This is a genomic window from Bradyrhizobium denitrificans, from assembly GCF_013179005.1.
Classification (GTDB): Bacteria; Pseudomonadota; Alphaproteobacteria; order Rhizobiales; family Xanthobacteraceae; genus Bradyrhizobium; species Bradyrhizobium denitrificans.
Genome location: NZ_JABFDP010000033.1, coordinates 24,267 through 51,020 on the forward strand (window position 1 = coordinate 24,267; position 26,754 = coordinate 51,020).

The window sequence follows — 26,754 nt, forward strand, 5'->3', positions numbered from 1 at the left end:
GTTTGTCGCACCCCGCTGGTATCGCGGGAATGTGACGAGGACATCGCGAGTCGTCATACGAGCGGCGTCAGCAGCAGTCCGAAAGGGTCAGCTCTGTGATGCGGCCGGTCGTCATCGCAGTGTCATCAGGGACTGTTAGGTGGGCGCGCATGGGACTTGAGACTGCTGGTGAAGAAAGCCCGACCCGGCGCTTTCGTACGCTCTTCATCTCCGATGTTCATCTCGGAGCCCGCGGATCGCAGGCCAATCTGCTCGTCGATTTCCTGCGCCATCACGACGCCGACACCATCTATCTGGTCGGCGACATCATTGACGGCTGGGCGCTGAAATCGAGCTGGCACTGGCCACAGTCACACAACGATCTCGTCCAGAAGATGCTGCGCAAGGCGCGCAAGGGGGCGAAGATCGTCTATGTGCCTGGCAATCACGACGAGTTCCTGCGCGGCTATTACGGCACCCATTTCGGTGGCATCGATGTCGTCGAGAACATCGTGCACACCGGCAAGGATGGGAAGCGCTACCTCGTCATTCACGGCGACATCTTCGATCTCGTGGTCCAGAACGCCCGCTGGCTCGCCCATCTCGGCGACAAGGCCTACGACTTCGCGATCCAGATGAACCGTCTGGTGAACTTCTTCCGTCGCATGTTCGGCGTGCCCTATTGGTCGCTGTCGCAATGGGCCAAGCAGAAGGTCAAGAACGCCGTGAACTATATCGGCGCGTTCGAGACCGCGCTGGCGGCCGAGGCGCGGCGGCACGGCGCCGATGGCGTGATCTGCGGTCATATCCACTGTGCCGTGATCCGCGACCAGGACGGGATCCGCTACATGAATTGCGGCGACTGGGTCGAGAGTTGCACGGCGCTTGTCGAGCACGAGGATGGCAGCTTCGAGATTCTGACCTGGACCGATCCGTTGAAGCAGGCAGCCCCGGTTCCACAACTGACGGCCCGCGCCGCCTGAGACGATCTGAGCCTTCCCTTGATCTGAGCCTTCCCTTGCCTCCCGGCGATGGGGCGCGGTAAAATGGGGGATGACAGCCCATTCCCCGATCCTGCCCGTGACCGCTGCCGACATCGATGCCGCGGCGGCCACGCTGGCGCCCGTGGCGGTGCGGACGCCGCTGCTGCCGGCCCCTGTGCTCAGCGCGCAGTTCCAGGCGAATGTCTTCGTCAAGCCTGAGGTGCTGCAGCGGACCGGCTCCTTCAAGTTCCGCGGCGCCTACAACAAGCTGGCGTCGATCCCGCAGGCAGAGCGTGCCAACGGCGTCGTCGCATTCTCCTCCGGCAATCATGCGCAGGGCGTCGCTCATGCCGCGACGCTGCTCGGCATGCACGCGACGATCGTGATGCCGTCGGATGCTCCGGTGGCCAAGCGCCAGCGCACCAAGGCGTTCGGCGCCGACGTGGTGCTGTACGACCGCGACCGCGACGATCGCGAGGCGATCGCCCGTGACATCGCCGGCAAGTGCGGCTCGACAATGGTGCCGCCCTATGACGATCCCTACGTCATTGCCGGGCAGGGCACGGTGGGTCGCGAGATCGCCGAGGATCTCGCTGGGCTCGGCCTGTCGCCCGACGTGGTGATCGTGCCGGCCTCTGGCGGCGGATTGCTCGCCGGTGTGTCGACGGCGGTGAAGGCACGCTTTCCAGAGACGCAGATGATCGTGGCCGAACCCAAGGGCTTCGACGACCATGCCCGCTCGCTGCGGGCGGGCCACCGCGAGGCGCATGAGGCCAAGGGGCGCACGATCTGCGATGCGTTGATGGCGGCGATCCCCGGCGAGATCACCTTCGCCATCAACAGCCGGCTGTTGTCGGCGGCGGTCGAGGCCTCCGATGAGGAGGTCGGGCGCGCGGTCGGTTTCGCCTTCCGTGAATTGAAGCTCGTCGTCGAGCCCGGCGGTTCGGTCGGGCTCGCGGCGCTGCTGGCCGGCCGGCTCGACGTCGCCGGCAAGACGGTGGTGATCGTCTTGTCAGGCGGCAATGTCGATGCCGATCTCTACGCCCGTCTGATCGCTTGAGGATGGATGATGGTCTCAGCGGAAGCTGAGGCCACCCCGCGCCAATCCTCCACCACCTGGACGCGGTCCGGTCTGTGCGAACTGCGGCGTGCTGGGGCCTCGCATCGGACCGCGTGCCAGCGCGGGACGTTGCGCGGTGAAGCCCGGCTTGAATGGCCCGGAATTGCCAGGGAAGGGATGCCGGACGTCGCGGCTGTCGAACGGACGGCCGGGCGCGCGCTTCAGCGGGTCGCGCTGGATCTTCGCAACCGCAGGCGGGATCGGTGTCGGCATGGTCTTGTCGCCGATCTTGCTCGGACCGACCGGCCGTGGGTCGACGATCTTGCCGGCGGCGGGGGTGGCGATGGGCTTGCCGTTGGTGATGACGGTGGGCGGCAGCGTCGGGCGCGGCGGCAGAGTATTGGCCGGCGGATTGTTGTTCGGCAATTGCGGCAACGGGCCGGGACGCGCCTGCATCTGAGCGCCAGGGTTGAAGGGACGCGTCACCGGCCCCATCTGCGGCGGCATCATCAGGCGGCTCGGCTGCAGCACCGGGATCGGACGCGGCTGAGCCTGCAGCCGCAGCGCGACCGGCGCATACGGACTGTCGGCATAGGTCTCGCTGAAGCTCTTGTAGGCCTCGGGTGAATTAGCGAGCACCGTCCGGTGCCACGCTGCGGCTTGCACAAGGCCGGTGAGCAGGGCGCGGATGCGGTCGGCAAGCGGATCGCGCGGATACATCTCGATGAACTCGCGATAATATTGCGGGCGGTTCTCGGATAGGACGTAGTCGTAGGCCTGCCGCACGGACCGGCTAGGCAGGTTGGCTGCCATCTGGACCACCGGCGCGTTGTCGGCCGGACGCGCCGCGGCGACCAGCGTGTCGCCAAAGAATGTGAAATCGCTGGTGAGCGACGAACTCTCCCACGGCGTCTGCCGCCCATCGGTCACCTGGTTCACTTGCAGACGAATGCGCTTGAACAACTGCTCGATCGGCAGGTTCGGCTGTCGTGCCAGATTCAGGAAGGCCTGCGTATAGGGGCTGTGCTCGCCACGTCCGTCGAGCGCCTCTTCCCCGGGCGAGGTGGAGTAGCCGACGATCGAGCCGTTGGGCGCATCGACGATGGCGAGTCCGCGCCCGGCATCGCTGACGGTCGGGAACGGGTTGTTGCGGCAGGCATCGAGCACCACGATCCGCATGCGGCTCGGAATGGCATCGAGCGTGGCCATGAGATCGACCAGTCGGATCGTGCTCGTCGTCAGATCGGAGGGCGCGGAGATGCGGGCATCGATCGGAATCAGATAGTTCTCGCCCGCAAGCTGAATGCCGTGGCCGGCATAGTACACCATGGCCACCGCGTTCGGTCCATGCGCGGAGACGCGGCTTGAAAAATCCTGCACGACCTTCAGCATCTCGCTCTGCGTCAGGTCGGTTGCGGTGATGACCTCGAAGCCGGCCGAGTGCAACAGCCTGGCGACCGCATGGGCGTCGTTGTCGGGATTCGCAAGTGGCGGTGCATTTTGATAGTTCGCATTGCCGATCACGAGGGCGACGCGCGGTTCGACCGCTTGGCCGGTGTCCAGCTTTGTGGTGTCAGCTGTCCCCGGCGTGGCGGTGGCCAAGGCACGCGGCGGCGTTTGCAGGCTGTCGATGTCATTGGCGGCGCGAGCCAAGCTCGGGCCGAAGCAGGCGATCAGGCTCACCAGCCCGATGACGAGCAGGGAGTTCCAACCCGGCAAGCGAAAGCGGGACAGCGGAGCGGACACGGCGTTCTCCTCAAGCAGCGCGAAATGGCGCGAGAAGCACGCTACGTGGCTCGAACGGAGACGTACGTGACCGATGTCACCCAGCGGATATCGGCGGATCTGCCCCGGCCCATGACAGCCGGGCGGATCTCAGGAGAAGAACGCGATCTTCTCCGGCTGGCTCATGCGGCGGATCGGCGTCAGCGGATCGTTGCCGGACGGTTGTTGGCGCTGCAGCAGGCCGTTCGACAGCAGGGTCGAGCCCAGCGAGGGTTCATAGGCCGGCTTGGGCATTGCCTGGGCGGTGGAGCTGACGAGTGTCGCGAGCGCTTCCCGGTCGAGCGCGGCATTTGAAGGCTGCGGCACGGGCGTGCGCTGCGCGGCCGGGACGACTTCGACGCTGATTTCCGTGTCGACCGCGACTGATACTTCGAGGGTCGACGGTCCGACACGAGCCGCTGGCGTGCTCGGCGCCGGCATCGGCGCAACGGCCGGAGCTGGCGATTCGACAAGAGGCCTCGCTGCGGCGAGCTTCGCCGGTGCAGGCGCGGGCTCCGGCGCCATGGGTTCCAGCGCTATGGGCTCGGGCGCCAAAGCAGCCGCCATCAAGGGGGCCGCTGCCAAGGGCGCCGGCGTCATCGGGGCTTGCGTCGTCGGGGCAGGTGTCACCGGCGCATCAGTCATTGGAGCAGGCGTCAGCGGAGCAGGCGTCAATGCGGCTGGTTCGCTGAAGCTTGCGACGATGTCGTCATCGATTGCGGTGGGTTCCTCGATGTCAAAGCCCAAAGTCCGCGCGCGGCTGAACTCCTCGTCCTCGAACGGATCGGGCGCACCCATCTCGGCGGCGACCAGTTCCAGGATGGCCTGATCCTGCGCCTCGGCTGCCGCGGCCTCGTCGAGAGCTTCAGCGGGCACCGGCTCCGCGATCTGCTCCAACTCAGGCTCGAGCGCCGGGATCGTCTTGGCAGCCTCGCGCTGTGCGACATCGCTGTCGTTCGATGCGGGCGCCGGGGCCGGATCGGCAGGGGCGGCCGGCATGGCACCGGACGCTGTGGGCGGGTTGTCGGCCTGTTCGATCGCGGCGACGGCCGCGACGAGCTGGGACATGGCGGCCTGGACCTTCTGCGCGGCCTCCGGCTGCGTGGCCGGCTGGGCGGCCTCCTCGGTTGGAGGCGCTGCTGCCATGTCGGCGGTCGCCGTTGCCGCGGCCGTCTCAGGTGTCCGGGCCGCATCCGTCTGGGGGGATGCGCTCTCATCGCTCCCAGGCGTGATCGGCCCGTCGCCGCGATCCAGCTCCGCGAGGCGGGACTTGATGATCTCGAAGGCTGCCATCAACGCAACCTTCGGGTCGGTGCTGGCGAGCTGCTCGCAGGCCGCCTCGATCGACGTCACCTGCGAATCGATCAGATCGCAGATTCGCGAGTCCGCGCCGATCTCGCGCCAACGCCAGGAGATCTCCTTGATGATGCGGGTTCCCTTGCGCACGGGCGCGAGGTTCTGCTCAAGAGCCAGGCTGTCGACCGCCGACGCAGCCGCAAGCGCGGCATCCTCAACCGCCGCGCGGATCGCGGCCAGCGCTTCCGGCAGCGCTTTGTCGTCGGTGCGTTCGAACTCCTGCTGCTGCTGACGTTGCGAGGCCAGGGCATGTTCGATGCGTGCGACCGCGTCGAGCACCATGCTGGTGTCGGCATTGCGGTTGCGCTTGGCGTACTCGCCGAGGAACCAGCGGCCGCGCGAGGTCTCCATGAAGGCGTCCCGGATCGCCTCGTAGTCGGCCTCGTTCGGCTGTGCCGCGCGGGCGGAGATAGGCGAGAGGGCGAAGACTTCATCGACCATGGCAAACCCATCGCGCAAATTGCTGCGCGTTGGCATAACGATCACCATGATATTGACCGAATCGCAATTGAATTGATGCCACTATCCCGACAAATCTCCACCACATCGCCGGCCGTGGCGCGGCGATTCGCCGGCCGCCTGGGACTGTTTTACGGCGCGGTGTTTGCGTTGTCGGGCACGCACCTGCCGTTTTTTCCCGTGTGGCTACGGGCGATCGGGCTGGATGCCGCCTGGATCGGCATCGTCATCGCCGTCCCCGCGCTGACCCGGTTCACCGTCCTGCCATTGATCACCACATTGTCCGAGCGCCGCCAGGCGCTGCGCGGCGCCATGCGGCTGACCACTTTCGCAACGGCGTCAGGCTTTGCGATGCTCGGCTTTCAGCACGATCCCTGGCTGGTCTTCCTGGTCTATGTGGCTACCTGCAGCCTATGGACACCGGTCGTTCCGCTGACCGATGCGTATGCGCTGTGCGGCGTGATGAGCTACGGCTTGAACTATGGACGGCTGCGGCTGTGGGGCTCCGTCGCTTTCATCGTTGGAACGCTGCTCTGCGGCGCGCTGGCTGACGTTGTTGCGGCGCCGGACCTGATTTGGATCATCGTCTCGATGGCGCTGGTCGGGGTCGCGAGCGGCCTGCTGCTCGAGCGGCTGCCGCCGTTGCCGCGCGGCAGTGGCCCGGCGCGGGAGGGACGGCATCTGCTGAGCGATCCCGCCTTCCTGTGCATCATCATCGCGTCGGCCCTGATCCAGGGCAGCCACGCGGCCTATTACACGTTCTCCGCGATCGAATGGAAAGCACAGGGGCTCAGCGGGCTCATGATCGCCTGGCTTTGGACCATGGGCGTGCTCGCTGAGATCGTGGTGTTTGCTCTGTCGTCACGCTTCACGCTGGCGCCTGCAAGCCTGGTGATGATCGGTGCTGTCGCGGCCGTGCTGCGCTGGACGCTCACCGCCATGGAGCCGCACGCCATCGGGCTCACCGCGGTCCAGCTCAGCCACGGCTTCACCTTCGGACTGACCCTGGTCGGGACCATGGGGCTGCTGATCCGCCAGGTGCCGGCGCACGTGACCGCCCGCGGCCAGGGCTATTACGCAGCTGCCAGCGGCATCGTCGGCTCGGCCGCTTCAATGGTGTCGGGGCCGGTCTATGCGCAATACGGGCCCGGCGTCTATTTCCTTATGGCGGCGATGGCCGGATCCGGCGGCCTTCTGGTCTGGGTCGCGCGGCATCGCCTGGCGCATCAGCCCCACAGCGCTGCATCGGGCGGGTAGACGAGGCTGTCCTGATAGTACAGCCCGTGCTCGCAATCCTCGGCCAACAGCAGCGGCCCATCCAGATCGACAAAGCGCGCGAGCGGGGTCAGCAGCATGGCCGGGGCCATCGACAGCGACGTGGCGACCATGCATCCGACCATGATGTCAAAGCCCAGCGCACGCGCCGCATCGGCCATTGCGAGCGCCTCGGTCAAGCCGCCGGTCTTGTCCAGCTTGATATTGACGGCGTCGTAGCGACCGCGCAACGCTTCGAGCGAACCGCTCGCATGAACACTCTCGTCGGCGCAGATCGTGAGCGGGCGCGTCATCTGGGCCAGGGCATCGTCTCGTCCCGCCGGCAGCGGCTGCTCGACCAGCGTGACGCCGGCGGCGACGCAGGCGGCGAGATTGGCCTCCAGGTTCGCCTCGTTCCAGGACTCGTTGGCGTCGACGATCAGTTGCGATTGCGGTGCCGCCGCACGAACCGCGGCGATCCGCGCTGGATCACCATCTCCGCCGAGCTTGATCTTCAGCAGCGGGCGGTGCGCGGCCTTGGCCGCCGCCTTGGCCATGACCTCGGGGGCGCCAAGCGAGATCGTGTAGGCCGTCACGCAAGGCTCGGGCGCTGGACGTCCAAGCAAGTCCCAGATTCGCCGGCCGCTGCGCTTGGCCTCGAGATCAAGCAGCGCGCAATCGAGCGCGTTGCGTGCGGCGCCGGGTGGCATCGCCGACTGCAACGCGTTGCGATCGAGGCCGGAACTGACGGCGTCGCGCATGGCCAGCAGGGCGCTCAACGATGTCTCGGGCGTCTCGCCATAACGCGGATAGGGCACGCATTCGCCACGGCCTGTGAGCGCGCCGAGCCGGACCTCGGCCATGATGGTGACGGCTTCGGTCTTGGCGCCGCGGCTGATCGTGAAGCTGCCGGCGATCGGCCAGTGGCCGAGACGTGCGTCCAGTATTGGGAAACCGTTGGAAGTCATCTGGAAATCTGGCGATTTGTGAACCGGGATGAGGCGCTGGGGACTTGCGCGAGCGGAGCGACTATGGCTGTTGATGGGGGTCTCCGGCAAGGTGGTGGCGACGCGGTGGGATTTCTCTCGTCAAGGAGCGAACGTCCTGGGCTCCGAGGATGGTCGTCGTGACGGGCGACCCTGATCTGCAACGCAGTGGCGAGGGCAGTGCACTGTCGCTGCGCGCGACGGGCGCCTGGACCGCGCCGTTTGCGCCGTCGCTCGAGCGGCTCGTCGCCGATGCGGAGAAGCTCGCCGGCAAGAAGATCGATGTGTCCATCGATGTGTCGGAGGTCTCCAGGCTCGATACGTTCGGCGCCTGGCTGATCGAGCGGCTGCGCCGCAGCTTCACGACGGGAACCGCCGAGGCCAGGATCGATGGCCTGTCGGCGAACTATGCCAGTCTGGTCGACGAGGTCCGCCGCGTCAGCGCCGCGCCCGACGGCGATGCGACGGCGGTGACCATCACCGGCATGCTCGGCCAGATTGGCCGCAGCGTCGCCGGCATCTTCGGCACAGTGGCCGCCCTGATCGACATGCTCGGCGCCGTGATCGTCGCCAGCGGCCGGGTGTTCATCCATCCGCGCAGCTTCCGCCTGACCTCGACGATCCATCATCTCGAGCAGGTGTGCTGGCGCGCTGTTCCAATCATTGTGCTCATCACCTTCTTGATCGGCTGCATCATCGCCCAACAGGGCATCTTTCATTTCCGCAGGTTCGGCGCCGACATCTTCGTTGTCGACATGCTCGGCGTGCTGGTGCTGCGCGAGATCGGGGTGTTGCTGGTCGCGATCATGATCGCGGGCCGGTCGGGCAGCGCCTATACGGCCGAACTCGGCTCGATGAAGATGCGCGAGGAGATCGATGCGCTCAGGACCATGGGCTTCGATCCGATCGAGGTGCTGATCCTGCCGCGCATGCTGGCGCTGGTGATCGCGCTGCCGATCCTGTCCTTCCTGGGCGACATCGCTGCGCTCTATGGCGGCGGGCTGGTGGCGTGGTTCTATGGCGGCGTCGATCCCGAGGCGTTCCTGCTGCGCCTGCGCGAAGCGATCTCGATCGACCATTTCACCGTGGGCCTGCTCAAGGCGCCGGTGATGGCGGCGGTGATCGGGATCGTTGCCTGCGTCGAGGGGCTCGCGGTGCAGGGCAGTGCGGAGTCCTTGGGGCGCCACACCACGTCCTCGGTGGTCAAGGGAATCTTCTTCGTCATCGTGATGGACGGCGTGTTCGCGATCTTCTTTGCGACGGTCGGGATGTAACATGACGCAGGACGTGACAGATCCGATCATCCGCGTCCGCGGCGTCACCGTGCAGTTCGGCGCGACGCGCGTGCTCGACGAGCTCGATCTCGACGTCAAGCGCGGTGAGATCCTCGGCTTCGTCGGTCCATCGGGGGCGGGCAAGTCGGTGCTGACCCGCACCATCATCGGCCTGGTGCCGAAGCTGGCGGGGCGCATCGAGGTGTTCGGCGTCGATCTCGATGCCGCGGACCGCGCCAGCCGCCGCGCCGTCGAGCGGCGCTGGGGCGTGCTGTTTCAGCAGGGCGCATTGTTCTCCTCGTTGACGGTGCGGCAGAACATCCAGTTTCCGGTGCGGGAGTATCTCAGGGTCTCGCAGCGCCTGCTGGACGAGATCATGGTCGCCAAGCTGGTGATGGTCGGATTACGGCCCGATGTTGCTGATCGTTTCCCGAGTGAGCTGTCCGGAGGCATGATCAAGCGCGTGGCGCTGGCGCGCGCCTTGGCGCTCGATCCGGAACTCGTGTTCCTCGATGAGCCGACCTCGGGGCTCGACCCGATCGGCGCCGGCGATTTCGACGAACTGGTACGCACTCTGCAGCGCACTTTGGGACTGACCGTTTTCATGGTAACGCATGATCTCGACAGCCTCTACACGGCCTGCGACCGCATCGCCGTGCTGGGCAACGGCAAGATCATTGCCGCGGGATCGATGGCTGACATGCAGGCCTCGGAGCATCCATGGCTCCGGCAGTATTTTCACGGCAAGCGCGCCCGCGCGGTGGTGGGGGAGAGTGCCGCGACTGCGGTTCGTTAATTTGTGAGCGGGAGTGGCGACTCCCGCGACAAAACAGATGGGGCAGGTGCCGAACCCGGCGCCGACCGAAAGGCACGGCAGCGCGGGACATGATCGTCGCCGCCATGCCGGTACCGGAGTTGATAATGGAAACGCGGGCGAATTACGTCCTGATCGGTTCATTCACGCTGGCGGTGATCGCTGCGGCGGTCGGGTTCGTCCTCTGGTTCCAGAGCCTGCATACGACCAAGCAGCGCAGTCCCTTGCGGGTGGTGTTCGAAGGCCCGGCCGCCGGCCTGCGCAATGGCGGCAGTGTCAATTTCAACGGTATCCGGGTCGGCGAGGTGATCTCGGTCAAGCTCGACAATCCGCGCCGCGTGGTGGCGCTGGCGATGGTTGAGAACAATGCGCCCATCCGCAAGGACACGCTCGTCGGGCTTGAGTTCCAGGGTCTGACCGGAGTCGCCGCGATCGCGCTCAAGGGTGGGGAGGAGGCGGCACCGCCGCCGCCCCTGGATGAAGACGGTGTGCCGGTGCTGCGCGCCGACCCGACCCGGCTACAGGATGTGACCGAAGCGATCCGCGCCACGCTGCAGAACATCAACAAGGTGGTGGCTGACAACCAGGATGCCGTGAAGAACTCGATCAAGAACCTCGAGGTCTTCACCCAGTCGCTGGCGCGCAACTCCGAACGCATCGACGGCGTCATGAGCCGGGTCGACGGCATCATGGGCAAGGCCGATACGCTGATGCTCGGGCTCAATTCGCTGGCCGGCGGCAAGGATGGCGGCGAGTTGTTCCTGACAGTGAAGTCGATCCGCGAACTCGCCGAAGATTTCGACAAGCGCTCCGGCGCGCTGATGGCTGACGGGCGGCGGACCTTGTCCGACATCAGCCGGGCCGTGAACAATTTCGACCGCAACCCGACCCGCGTCCTGTTCGGCGCCAGCAATTCAAGTCCGAGCAATGCCCAGGCCTCGCAGCCCGCACCGGCGCCCGCGCCGCCGGCCAGCAGCAGGCGATGAGACCCGGCGAAGAGCAGGCTTCGTGGCCGCAAATCGTACGGGGCGTGCCGCGCCGACCTCGATTGATTGCTCCCGGCGGGCTCCCTTAGTGACCTCGCGGTCCTGCTGAAGCAGGGCGTGACTGGCGGGGCCGATTCTATTGCAGTCCTCAAAGCGAAACGGAGGCCTTGCGGCCTCCGTGTGTCGTCGTTGCGCGGCGCGCTACTCGCCCCATTCGCTACTCGCTCTTCGCCCCACCGATCACGCCAGCCGGCCGGCGGCGTGGGCGAGCAGGGTGTAGACGAGGCCCGTCTCCGAGGTCAGCTGGCCGCGCAGAGCCTGCGGATTGCGATCGTCGCGCGCGACGTCATCGAGCAGCCGCTCGAACTCGGTGATGTAGCGGTCGACCGTCTGCTTGAAGGTGCGGTCGGCGCGATATTTGCGGGCGACCTCGTCGAACGCCTTCTGACCGGCCGGCGTATACAGGCGCTTGGAGAACGCCTTGGTCTCGCCGCGCTGATAGCGGTCCCACATCTCGGCTGCGAGATTGCGGTCCATCAGCCGCGCAATGTCGAGCGACAGCGATTCCAGCGGATTGCCCGGCTGGGCCGTCGCCGATCCGCGGCCGCGCGGCGCCGTCTGTCCGGCCGTGCTGTTGTCGGCGCGGTTGAGCAGGTCGGACAGCCAATTGTCGCGCCCCTGATCGGCGACCGGACCCATCGGCGGCGCCTCGACCCGGCGCGGCTGGGGCGGCGGAGGCGGCGCCGGCGGCTGCATGCCGAGATCCGGAGGCGGCAGGTTGGTGACGCTGGTCGAGCTCGACTCGCGCAGCCGCATCTCGGGCCGTGCGCCGACGGCGGCTGCCGCCACGATCGGCTCCTCCTGGCGGACGACGGCAGCGGGCGCGACTGCGACGGCAGCGGGGCGCGCCGTGCTGACGACATCCAGGCCGCGGCCGTGATGCGCGACGATACGGTTCAGCTCCGCCAGCGCCTCGATCTGGTCGACGATCACCTTGCGCATCTGCGCGGTGCTCTCGGCCGCTTCCTGAGGCATTTCGAGCACGCCGCGGCGAAGCTCGCCGCGGGTCGCTTCGAGCTCGCGGTGCATCTCGGCCGTCATCTGCTTCATGCTCGAGACCAGCGCGGCGAACTTCTCCGCCGACTGCTTGAACATCGCTTCGGCTTCCTGCGTGCTCTGCTGGTAGATCTCCTGCATCGAGGAGGTGGTCAGGCGGCGTTCCTCCTCCGCATTGGCGCGGATGGCTTCGAACTGACGGCTGATCGCGGTCGAGCCGGCGCCGGCGGTCTCGGCCACCACGCGCGCGATGTCGCGCGCCCGCTCCTCGGCCGCGGCCAGCGACTCGTCGAGCAGGGAGGTGAAGCGCGACAGGCGCTGATCGAGGTCCGCGGTGCGCAGATCGATGGTGGTGATCAGCGATTCCAGCGTCGACTTGCGCTCCGAGATCGAGACCGTCGCATCGCGGTTGCTCTGTTCGACCACCGCGGCCGCCTCGATCAAGGCCTTGCCATGGGCGTCGAACTGGCTCGACAGCGAGTTGAGGTCTTCCAGCGCCCGCGTCGTCTTCACGTTGAAGACGTTGAGCTGATCCTCGAGGTTCTGCGTCGCAGTGCCGTTCCGCGAGGTCACGTCGTTCATGGCGGTGACGAAGTCGGCGACGCGCGTCACCAGCGCCCGTTCGAGCGAGTTGAGGTTGTCGTGGGCGCCGGTGAGGACTTCCTGAAGCAGGATGTTGCCCTCGCGCAAACGCTCGAACAGAGCGACGGTATCGGTGCGCAGGATCTTGCTGGTTTCCTGCATTTCGGTGACGGCCGCGACCGAGACCTGGCGCGACTGCTCGATCGCCGCGCGCGAAGCCTGCTCCAGCTCCCGCAGCGACTTGGTGATCGCCGTGGTCGCGAGTTCGCCGGCCGAGGTGATGTTGCGGGCCACGTCCGAACCGTTGCCGCTGACCGCCTGAGCGAAGGCCTGGCCGCGCGCCTCGATCGACTTCAGTGCGTCCGCCGTGACGCGATCGACCTCGATCGTCAGCTGGTTGGTCTTCGAACTCAGCGTCTCGACCAGGGTGCCGCGCTTGCCATCGAGGATCTGCGACAGACGCTCGGTCTGCTGCTGCACATAGGTGACGATCTCGTCGGTCTTGCCGGTCATCGCCGAGCCGAACGAGTTGCTGGCTGCGAGCACCGAGCGCTCGATTTCGGTCGAGGTCGATTTCACGCGCGTGGAGACCTCGTTCGAGGCGGCGACGAGCGCGCTCTGCGCGTTCAACGCACTGTTCTGGATCGCATCCGTCGTGTTCGCCGCGACGCTGTTGATCGAGCGCTCGATCTCCGAGGAGATCGCCTTGAGCTGGCCGGCGGTGTCCGTCGAGGTCGCGGTCAGCATGTCCTGCGCCTCGCGGGCGCCGCTCACGATCACCGAAACGGTCTCGGTCGTGGTCGTGGTCAGGATGGTCTGCGCCTCGCGCGCGCTGCCGACCAAGGTCGCCGCCGTGTCGGCCGAGGTTGTCGTCAGCGACATCTGGGCCTGACGTGCGCTGTTGAGGATCGAACTGGCCGTGTCGGCGCCCACCGAGGACAGCGTCCGCTCGACGTCGACGGCGAGCGATTTGACGTGCTCCGCCGCCTCGGTCGAGGCCGAGATCAGCTTGGACTGGACGTCGCGGGCGCTGTCGATGATCACGGTGGCCGTGGTGGTGCCCACCGTCGCCAGCGTCCGCTCGACATCGATGGCCAGCGACTTGACGTGATCGGCCGCCTCGGTCGAGGCCGCTACCAGCTTTGACTGGACGTCGCGCGCGCTGTCGACGATCGTCGCAGCGGTGCTGGTGCCGACGGAAGCGAGCGTCCGCTCGACATCGGCCGCCAGCGACTTGACGTGATTGGCTGCGTCCGAAGAGGCGCTGATCAGCGTCATCTGGGCTTCGCGCGCGCCGCTGGTGATGGTCTCGGCCGTCGTGGTGCCCGCGATCGAGAGCGAGCGCTGCACATCGACGGTGAGCGCCTTGACCTGGGTGGCGGCCTCCTGCGAGGCGGCGAGCAGGGTGGACTGGGCTTCGCGGGCGCCGGCGGTGATGGCTTCGGCCGTCGCGGTTCCGACGCCGGTGAGCGAGTGCTGCACGTCCGCCGCGAGCGATTTGACGTGGTCGGCGGCGTCCGAGGAGGCCGATACCAGCGTGCTCTGGACTTCGCGCGCGCCGGCAAGGATCGAGGCTGCGGTGGCTGAGCCCGCCGCGGTCAGCGTGCGTTCGACGTCGGCCGTCAGCGACTTGATCTGGGTCGCCGTCTCGCCGGAGGCCGTCAGCAGGGTCGCCTGGGCCTCGCGTGCGCTCGACAGGATCGCATCGGCCGCGTTGCTGCCGGCGCCGGCAAGGGCGCGCTCCACCTCGGTCGAGGTCGTCTTCAGCTGCGAACCGACATCCGTCGAGACGTTGAGCAGGGCCTGTTGCGCATTGCGTGCGCCGGTCTGGATCGTCTCGCTCGTGTTGACCACCAGGTCGGTGAGAGCGCGCTCGGCGTCCTCGACATGCGACCTGATGCTGGCGGACAGCAGCTCCGCGCGGGTCATCAGTTCGTCGCTCGCCTGGCGGCCGCTGCTTTCGATGCGGCCGGCCACGGCCTCGACGCGCGATCCCAGCAGGTCCTCGAATTGCGACACGCGCTGGTCGATGTCCCGCGCGATCGAGCCGACCCGGGTCTCGATGCTCTGGTGAATGTCCTGGAACCGTGCGGTGACGGTCTCGGTCAGTTCGGAGCTGCGGCCGTCGATGATGTTGGACAGGCTGACGATGCGCCCATCGATCGCTTCAAGCGCCTTCTCGGTGCCGTCGGCCAGCGATGAGGTCAGAACATTGAGGCGGGAATCGATCGACTGGATCGCCTGGGCCGAGCCGTCGGTCAGCGAGGTGGTCAGCACGGTCAGCCGCGAGTCGATCGCGCTCAGCACCTGGGCCGCGCCGTCGGTCAGCGAGTTGGAGAGGGTGCCGAGGCGTCCTTCGATCGTTGCGGTCACCGAGGTGGCGCGGTTGTCGAAGCTTTCCTCGAGCGTCTTCAGGCGTCCCCCGACAGTATCGTCGAAGGTCTTGATCTTCGAATCGAGCGAGGAATCGAAGCTGGTGATGCTGGTCTGCAGGTTGGTCTCGAACTGGCTCAGCCGCTGGTCCAGCGTCGCCGTGATCTCCCCGCTGTTGGTCGACAGCCTTGTATCGAACGTATCGACATAGGTCTTGAGATTCTCGGAGATCTCCTGGGTGCGCTGGCCCATGCGCTCGACGATCTCGCCGCCATAGGTCTTCACGGTGCGGTCGAATTCGGTGATGTGCCGGGTGATCAGCGCGCCGAGTGTCGAGCTGTCGCGCGCGAAGCGCTCTGCGAGCTCGGTGCCCTGGTTCTTCACCAGCTCATCGAAGGCACTGATCTGCGTCGAGAGCGTGTCATGCGTGCTCTCGGTCTGGCTCACCACCTTTGCCACCAGCGTGTTCACGGTGGCATCGAGGGATTCGCTCGCCTTCTCGCCGCTCGCCAGGATCTGGCTGGACAGGCGCTGGCTCGCCTCATCGATCTTGCTGACGAGGTCGCCGCCGCGCAGCTCAAGCTCGAGCAGCAGCGAGTCGCCGGAGGCCTTGAGCGAATCGTGAACCTGTTCGGTGCGCACCGAAATGCCGTCGACGATGGCCGCCGTGCGCTGCTCGAATTCGCTGGTGATGCGGTCGATGCGCTCGTTGAGCATCTCGTGGACGCGGTCGGACAGGTCGGCAAACTCGTCGTGGACGTGGCCGGTCTTGAAATTGAGGCTGGTCGTCAGCCGCTCGGACGCGTCGAGCACGGCGCGGGTGGTTTCCGCGCTGGCCTCCTCGAGCCGGTCCAACAGATCGCCGCCGCGCTCGCCGAGCGCGAGGATCATGTTGTCGCCGGCATTGCCGAGGGCCGCCGTGATGTGGGCGCCGCGTTCTTCCAGCGCGCCGGTGATGCTCTTGGCGACTTCGTCGACGCGCGAGGCGATCGCGTCCGAGATCAGCGCGATGTCGTGGCGCAGGTCGATCTGCACGCCCGAGATGGCGCTGCGCACCTGTTCCGCCTGGCCGACGAGATTGTCGCGCTGATGGGCGATGTCCTGGAGCAGGGCGCGGATGCGAACCTCGTTGTCGCTATAGGCGCGCTCGAGCGCGGCGACCTCGTTGGCGACCAGCGTTTCCAATTCGCCGGCGCGCGCGATCGCGCGCTCGACACCGTCGCCCATCGCGGCGACCTCGCGGCGGATCGCCTGGCCGACGGTGACGATCGAATCGCTGGCGGCCCCTTCCGGCTCCGAGAAGCGGATCGCAACCTGCGCCATCGACTGCGCGATCATGCGCAGCTCCTGGCCCCGCCAGGCGAGGCTGGCGAGGAAATAGAACAGCAGCACCGGCGCAAAGAACACCGCGGAGAGGCCGGCGAGCACGAGCACGCCGCCGCTCTGTCCCAGCAGCGCCTGCAGCGACGGCAGGAAGCCGATCGTGATCAGGGCACAGCCGACGATCCAGATGCCGGCGAACGCGGTGGCCAGCGTGTAGACGCTGCGCGTCGGGCGGCCCTTCTGGATGGCCTGGAGAAGCTGGCCGATGGTTTCGCGGTCGTCATTGGCCGGCCGTCGCACGGCCAAAGGCGGTGGTTCGATGTCGTCCAGCGTCCCGCGGTCGGCGCCCGGACGGTTGTCGAACGAATCATAGGACGAGGCGCCGGCGGACTTCCCCGACGCGGCCCCGTCAGCTTGGACCGGACCCTGCTGTTCCAGGGGCGCGGACGTGTCGCTGATGTTCAAAGCCTCCTGAATGGCGGACAGCGCAACTTCAGTCGGGTCTTTGACCTTTTTAGGGGTGTTCGCCATGTTGAGTCCGAGCCCTCGTCTTAATTTCGATCCGGCGAGCCGCACACGAGTGCCCCCTCGAATGGCTCAAACCGGACGTCATCCCTCTACAGGGCAACCTGAGGTGGCAAATTCCGCCAGGTGGCCCATTCCATCCGAAGGAGCATCCTATTGGCTGCGCCATTTGAAAGAAATGGGCGTGGTTAAGAGATTCTTAATCATCGTTAACAGCAGCTGTCGTTAACACTTTAGAAGTCCTGCGAATTCTCGTTTCAGCCGCGATTGGGGCGGAGCGAGGTCGAAATCGCGGCAAACCCGCGGCAATTGGGGCGCTAACGAAGCGTTAACCATTGTCGTGCTTGGCTTGCGGACAGAGGCGCCATCGGCGCCGCCGCACCGGACCGCCGCCATGATTCCCGACCTGCAACGGATCGAATGGATGCCTTCGCCCCCGCTGGTGCCCGATGATGGGCCGATCAGCCTGGACCTGTTGCGGCGCATGACGCTGGGGGACGCCGACCTTGAGCGGGAGGTCCTCGGCATGTTCTCCAACCAGGCGGTTCGCCTGTTGGAGCGGCTACAGGTGATGCCCGAAGACGCCGCCGCTGTGGCCCACACCTTGAAGGGCTCGGCCCGCGCCATCGGCGCACTCGATGTCGCCGACGCCGCCGAGGGCCTGGAAGCGGCGCTGCGCGACGGCGATCCGGCCGACGCGTTGGCCTGGCTCGGCACCGCGGTCGCACAGGCGCGCGCGGCCATTGCCGACATGCTCGGCGTCGCCTGAGCCGCCGGCCGCAGCACTAGCGCGGAGCGGAGCGGTCCGTTATAGGACAGCCCGACTTCATTTCCTCCGCAGCATGAGCGCACATGGCCAAGATCACCTTTGTCGACCATACCGGCGAATCCCGAACCGTTGAGATCGAGAACGGCGCGACCGTCATGGAAGCGGCGATCCGCAATGCCATTCCCGGTATCGAGGCCGAATGCGGCGGCGCCTGCGCCTGCGCGACCTGCCATGTCTATGTCGACGAAGCCTGGCGCGAGAAGGTGGGTCCGCCGACCCCGATGGAAGAGGACATGCTCGATTTCGGCTATGAAGTGCGGCCGAATTCGCGTCTGTCCTGCCAGATCAAGGTATCCGACGAGCTGGACGGCCTCGTGGTCGCGACGCCCGAGCGTCAGGCCTGACCCGTCCGGGGGCCGTCCGCCGGGACGGCCTGTCCTGAGCCTCGCTCCCGCGCTCATGCCGACGGCGTCAGCGTTACGCCCCGCCGGGCCCAGGGCTGCAGCGCCTGGACCAGCTGCACCGCCAGCGGCGCCGGCTTGCGTGTCACCTCGTCGATCAGCACCATCACCGCGGTGGCCGAGGCCACGCAGCGCCCCTCCGAGAACACGACCTGCTCGCAGGTCACCGAGGTGCGCCCCAATCTGACCACGCCCAGCCCGAGCTCGATCGTCCCCGGCCAGCGCAGCTCGGCGCGGAAATGCATGTCGAGCCGCACCATGATCCAGGCCAGCCCCTCCTGCAGGAGGCCATGGCGCGGGTCCTTCATCAGCGTCACTCGGCCGGTCTCGAAATAGGTCGCATAGACCGCGTTGTTGACGTGCTGGTTGGGGTCGAGATCGCCAAACCGCACATTGTCCGTGAGACGGTACGGGAAGTCTTCAAGGCGGGGCGTCTGGTCGCGGCGGGCCGTCTCTGTCACCGATTGATCTCCATCATTTCACCTCTCCTTCAAACCCCGCTACGCTCGGCGCTGCAAGCGGCGGCCGGCGAGGGGGGCTTTTGTGCCTTCCCTGACACTGGCCCGTTGGCTACAAATTCGGGACCGCCACCTGCCGCCACCACCGAGCGGCGCCTCTCAACGAGAAGAGCGACATGAGCGAAGCGATCAAGACCGACGTGCTGATCATTGGCGCGGGCCCTTGCGGACTGTTTGCCGTGTTTGAACTGGGGCTGCTCGACATCAAGGCGCATCTGATCGACATCCTCGACAAGGTCGGCGGCCAGTGCGCCGAGCTCTATCCGGAAAAGCCGATCTATGACATTCCGGGTGTGCCGATGGTGACGGGGCAGGGGCTGACCGATCAGCTGATGGAGCAGATCAAGCCGTTCAGCCCGACCTTTCATCTCGGCGAGATGGTCGAGAAGGTCGAGAAGATCGGCGATCCCGGCTTTCGCGTCACCACCGACGCCGGCAAGGTGTTCGAGTGCAAGGTCGTGGTGATCGCCGCAGGCGGCGGCTCGTTTCAGCCGAAGCGGCCGCCGGTGCCGGGCATCGAGGCTTATGAAGGCACCTCGGTGTTCTACGCCGTGCGCAAGATGGAGCAGTTCCGCGACAAGAATGTCGTCATCGTCGGCGGCGGCGATTCCGCCCTCGACTGGACGCTCAATCTGCATCCCCTGGCCAAGCGCATCACCCTCGTGCATCGTCGCGACGATTTCCGCGCGGCGCCTCACAGCGTCGAGCAGATGCGCGCGCTCGTCGCAAGCGGCAAGATGGATCTGCGGATCGGCCAGGTCAGTGCGCTCGAAGGTGCCAACGGCGTGCTCGCCGCCGCTTCCATCAAGGGCAACGACAATTCGGTCGAGACCGTCGCCTGCGATATGATGCTGCCGTTCTTCGGATTGACGATGAAGCTCGGTCCCGTCGCCGATTGGGGCATTGCACTCGAGAACAATCTCATTCCGGTCGAGACCTCGGCGTTCGAGACCAGCGTGCCCGGCATCTTTGCGATCGGCGACATCAATACTTATCCGGGCAAGATCAAGCTGATCCTGTGTGGATTCCACGAGGGCGCGTTGATGGCGCAGAAAGCGCACCGCTACGTGTATCCGGAGAAGCGGCTGGTGTTCCAGTACACGACGTCGTCGTCGAGCCTGCAGAAGAAGCTCGGCGTCAACTAATTCGTTGGTGAGGTGGAACCCGACGTCGTCCATCCAACTCAAATGTGAAGAAATGTTTCCTTTGTGCGCCGGTTTCACCGGCGCGCAAGACCTGTTATGGGCTGGAGCGACGCTCGAAAGGCCCGGACTGGCGGGCCATTCGATTTGTGGATTGGTCAAGGTGAGGTGATGATGCTGAATGCGTTTTCCCGGCTTCGGTTGGCATCTGGCGTGGCGAAGCTCGCGATCGGCGCGCTTGTCGTTGCCGGTGCGCTGCTGACGCGGCCTGCGCTCGCAGCGGAGCCGTCCGCGGCGGGACTGTGGCAGAAGGTCGAGAACGGTCAGCCGGTGCTCTACGTGCTTGTCGTCGACCACAACGGGGTCTTCGAAGGCGTGATGGCAAAGCTGTTTCCCAAGCCGACCGATCCGCCGAACCGGGTCTGCGACAAGTGCACCGACGATCGAAAGAATGCGCCCTGGCTCGGTCTGTCCTTCATCCGCGACATGAAGCGCGACGGCCTGAAGTACGAAGACGGCAATGTGCTCGATCCCCGCGACGGCAAGATCTACAGCGCCAAGATGACCTTGAGCCCCGACGGCCAGTCGTTGACGCTGCGCGGCTATATCGGTTTCTCGCTGCTCGGCAGGGACGAGACCTGGGTGCGCCTGCCTGATACGGCCATGGCGCAGATCGATCCGGCGGTCATCGCCAAATATCTGCCGCCTCCCGCGGCCCCCGCGATTCCGGCGGCGAAGCAGGCAGCCCCGCCGATGATGAAGAAGCCGGCGCCAGCGAAGTAGTCCGCTGCCGGGCCGCGGCTCGGCGGTTGCTGATGAGCATGGTGTCGCGATCTCGCGGCGCATGGCGTCCGAGCCTTGCAGCACTTTCACCCTCTGAAAGACGAGGGCGCGGGGAATGCCGGGTGAAGGCCTCACCCATGGCCCGCCTGCAACAAGATAAGCAGGCGGCAGTCACCACAGGTTCAGCCGATCACCGGCATTCCCCGCGCGATGGCTTGACGGCTTATACGGACTCTCCCCGGGGACCGGCTTGTTTGCCCCCGTCACAGGCGGATCATCATCACCGCCGGCTTGGCCTCAGCATCGGGAGACCAGGACCATACGATTTCACCGTGCGCCGCCGATCGTTCGTCGGCATGATCGGATCACGCTGCGACCGGTGGCGCCCACCGCATCCCGCGCTCCACGTTCGTGACGATCGCGACGCGCCCCTCTGTGAGCACGGGATGCGTGAGCAGAGCATAATTTCTGTAAAAACGAAAGGGCGAAATTCGGCCCGGCGCCAGCGGACAGGATGATCCTTCTGACGAGGTTGCCGATTTTCGTTCATGGGCGCGCACGACGCGCGGCGTGTTCGCGGCGCTTGGCGGCCGGTCGACCATCCCAAGCGCATGCACGGACGCCCGACGGGCAAATCGATGTCAGGCCGGCGTCACTGCCGCACCCCGCCAGCGGGTGGCAGCGGCTGGCTGGTAATCTTGGGCTCCGGGGCATCGAGGTCGAGCACTTCCGCCGCGGCCGGAAACGCCGCGTCTGCCATCGCGGCATGGCCTTCGGCGCTCGGATGCACAGCGCCGCCATAGACCGCCGACAGCACGCCCCAGCTCGCATCGTGAATGTCGGCCGGCTGCATCGCCGCGGGCAGGCCCTGCGGATAGGTCATGGCCGAGAAGTAGCTGTCATTGGCGTCGCGGATCCAGCGTGCGCGCGGCAGATAGGGACGATACTCGCTGGCGCCGCGACCGCACAGCAGCGGTTCATTGGCGGCGCTGACGATATTCGGATCGAAGCTGTCGCCGGCCTGCGAGAAGCATTCGCGGTCGAAGGGCGGGTCCTGGGGCGAGCGCGCGCAGAAGCCGTGCTGGGCGAAGGCGGCCTGATGCGCATCGACGAACGTCATGCGATCGGTGCCGGGATCGCGGCACAGCACACCCGCGGTGCATTGCGCAAGCCCGCGCAGCGACGGCAGGAACTCGTTCTCGACGAACCCCGCGACCTTGGCGAGCCGCTGCGGATTGGCATTGAACGAGGGATGCACCTCGAAGCCGGCCGGACCGCCGGGGCAGGGAACCCCAGGCCCGCTCAGCGCCGGATTGCCGTAGGCGGTGTAGATGACGTGCGAGAGGTCGCCGACCAGCGGCTTCAACGCCTCGCGCAGCTTGGCGAAGCCCTGCGGCAGGTCGCGCGCCAGCTCGCTGCGCGACTCCTCCACCGAGCCGATGACGCCTGAGCGCTTGAAGAGAGTGCGTTCAGTCGGCGTGTCGACGATGACGTCGGCGACGAGGCCGGAGAAGTTGATGTCGTTGGCGCCGATCGACAGCAGCACCAGATCGAGCCGCCGATCCGGCTGGCGGCGCTTGGCCGCGGTGAGCGCCTCGCGCAACTCGCCGATCTGGCCGTTGACGCCGCCGGCGCAGGTGGTCACCGAGCGGCCAGGCGTGCATTCGCGCGCGCGCTGGCTGCCGAACAGGCCGTCGGCAATGGTCGCGCCGGTGCAGGCGAGCGGCAGATAGGTGACGGCGACGTGCGGATAGCGCACCGCGAGCGCCAGCGCGGTGCGGGTCTGGTAGCTGTAGAGCGAGCGGTGGCAGGCGGCGTTGAACCACACCGCACTGTACTTCTGCCAGTTCTGCAGCGTGTCCGGCGCCTCACAGGCGCGGCCACCTTTGAAGCCGGCGCGGCTCGGCCGATAATATTGCGCGGTCGGCCCGCCGAGATAGGAGCGGAAGCAGAAACCCTCGTCAGCGAGCGCGATCGGGCGGTCGGGATTGCCTTCACCCGACGCGATGCTGTCGCCGAGACCGGCGATGAAGACGTCGCGGACCTGGATGCCGGTCGAGACCTGTCGCGTGCCTTCGGCGCTGGTCACATCCACGCTGGCAACGGTCTGGCGGCCATAGCGGACGCGCAAATTGACCGGCTCGGCGCAGTCGAAGGTCGATGTCTGCGGCCCGTCGCCATCGTCGAACGACCAGGCGCAGGTGGCGCCGACCGGCACCGGCCCGGTGAGGCGCACCGTGACGGGATGGTCGATCGGCGTGAGATAGCTTTCTTTCACGTTGTCGCGCGTGCACGGTTCGTTGACGTGGCCGGCCAGGTCGATGCACAGCCGGTTGACGACGTTGCGGGCCCAGCCGCGGCCGTCGCTCTGCACCCCCAGGCCCTGCTCGGCGGCGAGAATCGAGCGATCGCGCGTGCTCTCGGCATGGAGCAGAAAGTCGCGCTCCTCGCGGAACAGGCGGAAGCGATTGCGCACCTCCCAGCTGATCTGCAGCGGCGGGGCACCGAACTGCGCAGCCGCCTGGGTGGCCGCGAAAGGGGCGAGCAGGCCGGCCAGCACGCCGGCCGCGAGCATCGGACGAAGGGACATTCGGGTCATACGCGAGGATTCACGTCAGCGATGGGGCGGAAATAAGAGGCCAGCGCGCAACGTCAACTGCGCCTATGTCCTCTCGCTGCGGGCATGATGCGATATCACGGGATCGCATAAGGCTCTCAGCCCTTTGTTTAAGCATGATCGCTGCGGAAACCTGTTTCCACGACCTCAGATCATGCGCGCGGGCGTCGCTCACCCCTGGGAGTGCCGTCGCTTGATGCGATGGGGAACGGCCGCCGCAGCTGTCGCAGCCGCGCGCTTGGCGGCGACCTCGTCGTCGCAGGCGGATTGCAGCCGGCGCCGCTCCTGCCAAGGCTTCACGACGTTGAGCCAAAGCTCGCGCACGCCCATGATCGAGATCGCCGTCGCAAACGGAATGACGAAATACAGCACGCGGAACACGAGCAGGGTGGCGAGCAGCTGCTCGCGGCCGAATTGCGGCAGCGCCACGAGCATCGCCGCATCGAAGACGCCGATGCTGCCCGGCGCATGGCTGGCGAAACCGAGCAGGGTGGCAAGGATGAACACCACCGACAGCGACAGGAAGTCGATCGGCGGATTGGACGGCACGAGCAAGTACATCGCCAGTGCGCAGAAGCCGAGATCGACCACGCCGATCAGGATCTGCACCAGTGTCAGCTGCGCCGAGGGCAGCACAACCTTCCAGCCGTTCTGGCCGAGCTGGCGGCGGTTCTTGCCGGCGGCGAGCCAGCCGAGATAGGCGAAGATCGCACCCAGGATGCCGATCGCGATCAGCTGGTTCACGGCCGGGGGCAGCTGGTCCATCGACGAGGCGGCGGCCGGATGCAAGGTCATGCCGATGCCGAGCACGAACAGATTGCCGAGCCAGAAGGTCAGCCCCGACAGGAAGCAGATCTTGGCGACGTCGATCGCCGAGAGCCCGTAATCCGAATAGATGCGGAACCGGATCGCGCCGCCGGTGAACACGGTCGCACCGATGTTGTGGCCGATCGAATAGCTGGTGAAGGCGCTCATCGCCGCGATGCGATAGGGCACATGTTTTTTGCCAATCGTTCGCAGTGCAAAATAGTCGTAGAAGGTGAGCGTGCAGAATGCGCCGATCACACACAATGCCGCGAGCGCGATGTGACCGGGCGGGATTTCGGTCAGGGCGGTCAGGATCACGCTGCCGTCAACGCCCTTCAGCGTGCGGACGAGCGTCGTGACCGCGAAGGCGATGATCGCAAGGCTCGCTGCAATCCCCAGCCGCTTCCAGCCGATCCATTTCTTGAAGCCACGCGAGAGCGTGGTCAGCAGGCGCTGCATTCATCCTCCCGGCGGGGCGGCACTAGGTCTTGGAAGAGAGACGAGATCATTGATCGATGAGGGCGGGCAATCCGTGACAGCCTGTTCCTTAAGCTAAAACGTGCGTCTTGTGCAGTCCTTGACACAGCGCAGCTCCGACTTCGTCCTGCGGGTCTGTCACACTCCAGTCACATAGCTGCGACCGCCTTAGTTCGGTCTCAAAGGTTACCCGCGCGGTTCAGTCGCAAACGTCCCGCCGTCGGCACGAGTTCCGCTCAGCCCCGGGGGCGCAAAGCCGGAACAACCGGGTCCTCAACCGGTTAGCCGCAGGCAAGACCTACAGCGAACATGGTCGCGACGGGTCGGGGAGGGACCGCCATGTTCCGAACCGAGAGGACGTGAGGAAAATGGGACTGTTCACCAAAGACATCAAGACAATGAATGACCTGTTCGTGCATCAGCTGCAGGACATCTATTACGCCGAGAACCAGCTGGTCAAAGCGCTGCCGAAAATGGCCGAGAAGGCCACTGATCAGCAGCTCAAGCAGGGCTTTCTGACCCATCTCGACGAGACCAGGACGCATGTGCAGCGGCTCGAGCAGGTGTTTCAGATGCAGGGCATCGCTCCCAAGGCGGTCGATTGCCCGGCCATCGACGGCATCATCGAGGAGGCCGAGGAGGTCGCGGGAGAGGTCGCGGACAAGACGGTGCTCGACGCTGCCCTGATCAATGCCGGCCAGGCCGCCGAGCATTACGAGATCACCCGCTATGGCAGCTTGATCGCCTGGGCCAAGCAGCTCGGCCGCAGCGATTGCGCCGCCGTTCTCCAGAAGACCCTGGACGAGGAGAAGGCGACTGACATGAAGCTGACCAAGCTTGCCGAGACCACCGTCAATCTGCGCGCGGCCAGCTGATCACCCGATCGCGTCACGACAGCTCATGAGACAAAACGCCGCGCCCTTGCGCGGCGTTTTTGCGCCGCACTGGTCGTGACGGGCAGGAGATCTTCCATCATTCGATCGATATCGAAGCATGCTTGTCTTTGGTGGGGTAGAGTAAGGCGGTCTTTCGGCGCCAGCAGGAGGTCCGGCATGAGACGAGCATCAACTGCGACAACAGCCCGCATGGCCGCGGCGCCCGCGCTGCGGCCCCCTCGGGGTCTACGGCCTGCGGCTGTCGCTGGTGATCTCCGGTACGCTGATGCTCACGGCCGCCGGCGTGATCCGCTGGGGTGCGTCGACGCGCCCGCCACAATGAAGCCTCAGGTCTTGAGCTTCAGGTCTTAAGTCTCAGGTCTTGCGGAGCGCGAAATTGGCGCCGCAGAACGCCATCAGCGCGCCGAGGCCGAGCGCGGCGAGGCCGGCCAGCACGCCGGCCGCCGAGGGCACCGGGCTCGGTCCGGAGATCGCCTGGCCGATGCCGGCGAGCATCAGGACGCCGACCACGACCAGGAAATTGCGCATGCGCTGCGGAATCTCGCCCGACACCGCACTGTGCATGATGTTGGCGATGAAATAGCCCGACGAGAAGCCGACGGTGGCGATCAGCCACCAGGCGATCGCCGACCCGGCCGGCATGAAGGCGCCGTCCTCGGTCTGCCACAAGCCGCCGAGATCGAGCCCGTAGCGGGCGCCGAGCATGTGCACGGCGAGCGCCAGCAGCACGCCGGCCGCCATGGCGCCGGCCAGGATCAGATGGCGGGGGAAATAGACCGTTTCGCTCATGGCTCGTTTGTAGGATAAGGCGCGCGGGCCACGCAACAGGACCGAGCCATTTCCGGGGACACTACCACAGCCGACGGCCAATTGATCCGCTACGCCTATAAGGCGTCGCTGATCGGCGCCGCGCAGCAGTTCGAGCTGACGGAGGAGGGCCTGTCGTGGCGGTTCGCGGGCCGCACGGGTCTGTGGCCCTATGCCGATATCACCGCCATCCGCCTGTCCTATCGCCCGGTGTCGATGCAGGCGAAGCGGTTTCGCGCCGATGTCACCAACCGCGATGGCCGCCGCCTCAGCATCATCTCGACGTCCTGGCAGACCGCGGCATTGATGGCGCCGCAGAGCGAGGCCTATCGGGCTTTCGTCGTCGGTCTGCACGCGCGGCTCGCCGCAAGCGGCAGCACTGCGCGGCTCACGGCGGGCCTCGGCCGCTTCGCCTATGGCGCGGCGCTGGCCGCGATTGCGCTGTTCGCGCTGGCGATGGTCGGGCTTCTGCTCCGCGCGCTGCTGATCGGCGAGTGGCCGGGTGCGCTGTTCCTGGTCGGCTTCGCCGCCATGTTCGCCTGGTATGTCGGCGGCTTCCTCACCCGCAATTTGCCGCGCAGCTACACGTTCGCCGACATTCCGCCGGCGCTGCTGCCCTGATCACGCGGCGTCATCCCGGGTCATCGAATGTGACCGCGCGGTGCCGTCGCGCCATGCGAGAATGAGCGGCCCGCCTCAGGGG

The 26,754-nt window shown here is 66.3% G+C and carries 20 protein-coding genes; 12 read left to right on the forward strand and 8 right to left on the reverse strand.

All coding sequences use genetic code 11. The annotated features are described in order from the left end of the window. Positions 1-149: 149 nt before the first annotated feature. Positions 150-962, forward strand: coding sequence for a UDP-2,3-diacylglucosamine diphosphatase (locus HL671_RS30755; RefSeq protein WP_012045482.1), 813 nt, complete (start codon positions 150-152; stop codon positions 960-962). Between the two features lie 70 nt (positions 963-1,032). Next, positions 1,033-2,022, forward strand: a complete 990-nt coding sequence (locus HL671_RS30760; RefSeq protein ID WP_172241603.1) for a threonine ammonia-lyase — start codon at positions 1,033-1,035, stop codon at positions 2,020-2,022. 15 nt (positions 2,023-2,037) lie between these two features. Here the strand turns inward: HL671_RS30760 and HL671_RS30765 are convergent, their stop codons facing one another. Both HL671_RS30765 and HL671_RS30770 read right to left on the reverse strand, forming a co-directional pair. Further along, entirely contained in the window at positions 2,038-3,768 is a 1,731-nt protein-coding gene (locus HL671_RS30765; protein WP_172241606.1) for a caspase family protein, read from the reverse strand. 129 nt (positions 3,769-3,897) lie between these two features. After that, the gene (locus tag HL671_RS30770; protein ID WP_246579730.1) at positions 3,898-5,583 is read right to left on the reverse strand and encodes a hypothetical protein; all 1,686 of its coding nucleotides are present in this window, start codon (positions 5,581-5,583) and stop codon (positions 3,898-3,900) included. 75 nt (positions 5,584-5,658) lie between these two features. On the opposite strand from HL671_RS30770, the gene HL671_RS30775 reads away from it, so the two are divergent. Then, on the forward strand, positions 5,659-6,858 hold the full coding sequence (locus tag HL671_RS30775) for an MFS transporter (RefSeq protein ID WP_041750897.1): 1,200 nt from the start codon (positions 5,659-5,661) through the stop codon (positions 6,856-6,858). On the opposite strand, the gene dgcA is transcribed toward HL671_RS30775, so the two are convergent. Further along, positions 6,828-7,823, reverse strand: a complete 996-nt coding sequence (dgcA, locus tag HL671_RS30780) for an N-acetyl-D-Glu racemase DgcA (RefSeq protein ID WP_012045477.1) — start codon at positions 7,821-7,823, stop codon at positions 6,828-6,830. The two genes, HL671_RS30775 and dgcA, sit on opposite strands and share 31 nt — an antisense overlap. Before the next feature lie 158 nt (positions 7,824-7,981). On the opposite strand from dgcA, the gene HL671_RS30785 reads away from it, so the two are divergent. The 3 genes from HL671_RS30785 (at position 7,982) to HL671_RS30795 (ending at position 10,915) form a co-directional block, all read left to right on the forward strand. Beyond that, positions 7,982-9,115 carry an MlaE family ABC transporter permease gene (locus HL671_RS30785; RefSeq protein WP_012045476.1) on the forward strand — a complete coding sequence of 378 codons (1,134 nt, stop codon included), beginning with the start codon at positions 7,982-7,984 and terminating at the stop codon, positions 9,113-9,115. A 1-nt stretch (position 9,116) separates the two neighbouring features. Continuing rightward, on the forward strand, positions 9,117-9,911 hold the full coding sequence (locus HL671_RS30790) for an ABC transporter ATP-binding protein (RefSeq protein ID WP_012045475.1): 795 nt from the start codon (positions 9,117-9,119) through the stop codon (positions 9,909-9,911). Positions 9,912-10,036: 125 nt separating this feature from the next. Beyond that, positions 10,037-10,915, forward strand: coding sequence for an MlaD family protein (locus HL671_RS30795; RefSeq protein ID WP_012045474.1), 879 nt, complete (start codon positions 10,037-10,039; stop codon positions 10,913-10,915). Positions 10,916-11,155: 240 nt separating this feature from the next. Here the strand turns inward: HL671_RS30795 and HL671_RS30800 are convergent, their stop codons facing one another. Further along, complete coding sequence (locus tag HL671_RS30800) at positions 11,156-16,780, reverse strand: apolipoprotein A-IV repeat region-like domain-containing protein (RefSeq protein WP_012045473.1); 5,625 nt, start codon at positions 16,778-16,780, stop codon at positions 11,156-11,158. Positions 16,781-17,168: 388 nt separating this feature from the next. On the opposite strand from HL671_RS30800, the gene HL671_RS30805 reads away from it, so the two are divergent. Next, a complete protein-coding gene (locus HL671_RS30805; protein WP_172241612.1) occupies positions 17,169-17,543 on the forward strand; it encodes an Hpt domain-containing protein in 375 nt (124 codons plus the stop codon). 83 nt (positions 17,544-17,626) lie between these two features. After that, positions 17,627-17,947 carry a 2Fe-2S iron-sulfur cluster-binding protein gene (locus HL671_RS30810; protein ID WP_012045471.1) on the forward strand — a complete coding sequence of 107 codons (321 nt, stop codon included), beginning with the start codon at positions 17,627-17,629 and terminating at the stop codon, positions 17,945-17,947. A 53-nt stretch (positions 17,948-18,000) separates the two neighbouring features. Here HL671_RS30810 and HL671_RS30815 read toward each other — a convergent pair whose 3' ends face one another. Then, the gene (locus HL671_RS30815) at positions 18,001-18,465 is read right to left on the reverse strand and encodes an acyl-CoA thioesterase (protein WP_012045470.1); all 465 of its coding nucleotides are present in this window, start codon (positions 18,463-18,465) and stop codon (positions 18,001-18,003) included. Positions 18,466-18,638: 173 nt separating this feature from the next. Here HL671_RS30815 and HL671_RS30820 point away from each other — a divergent pair, with 173 nt between their 5' ends. Continuing rightward, a complete protein-coding gene (locus HL671_RS30820) occupies positions 18,639-19,667 on the forward strand; it encodes an NAD(P)/FAD-dependent oxidoreductase (protein WP_012045469.1) in 1,029 nt (342 codons plus the stop codon). A 171-nt stretch (positions 19,668-19,838) separates the two neighbouring features. Beyond that, complete coding sequence (locus HL671_RS30825) at positions 19,839-20,447, forward strand: DUF2147 domain-containing protein (protein WP_012045468.1); 609 nt, start codon at positions 19,839-19,841, stop codon at positions 20,445-20,447. A 652-nt stretch (positions 20,448-21,099) separates the two neighbouring features. Here the strand turns inward: HL671_RS30825 and HL671_RS30830 are convergent. Together HL671_RS30830 and HL671_RS30835 are read right to left on the reverse strand one after the other, a co-directional pair. Continuing rightward, entirely contained in the window at positions 21,100-23,046 is a 1,947-nt protein-coding gene (locus HL671_RS30830; protein WP_041750895.1) for an SGNH/GDSL hydrolase family protein, read from the reverse strand. 189 nt (positions 23,047-23,235) lie between these two features. Then, a complete protein-coding gene (locus HL671_RS30835) occupies positions 23,236-24,330 on the reverse strand; it encodes a lysylphosphatidylglycerol synthase transmembrane domain-containing protein (RefSeq protein ID WP_172241615.1) in 1,095 nt (364 codons plus the stop codon). 386 nt (positions 24,331-24,716) lie between these two features. On the opposite strand from HL671_RS30835, the gene HL671_RS30840 reads away from it, so the two are divergent. Then, positions 24,717-25,223 (forward strand): YciE/YciF ferroxidase family protein, encoded by a 507-nt coding sequence (locus HL671_RS30840; protein ID WP_012045465.1) that lies wholly within the window; start codon positions 24,717-24,719, stop codon positions 25,221-25,223. 375 nt (positions 25,224-25,598) lie between these two features. On the opposite strand, the gene HL671_RS30845 is transcribed toward HL671_RS30840, so the two are convergent. Then, a complete protein-coding gene (locus HL671_RS30845; protein WP_012045464.1) occupies positions 25,599-26,033 on the reverse strand; it encodes a hypothetical protein in 435 nt (144 codons plus the stop codon). A gap of 81 nt (positions 26,034-26,114) precedes the next feature. Here HL671_RS30845 and HL671_RS30850 point away from each other — a divergent pair, with 81 nt between their 5' ends. Next, positions 26,115-26,672, forward strand: a complete 558-nt coding sequence (locus HL671_RS30850) for a hypothetical protein (protein WP_085972636.1) — start codon at positions 26,115-26,117, stop codon at positions 26,670-26,672. Positions 26,673-26,754: the final 82 nt, after the last annotated feature.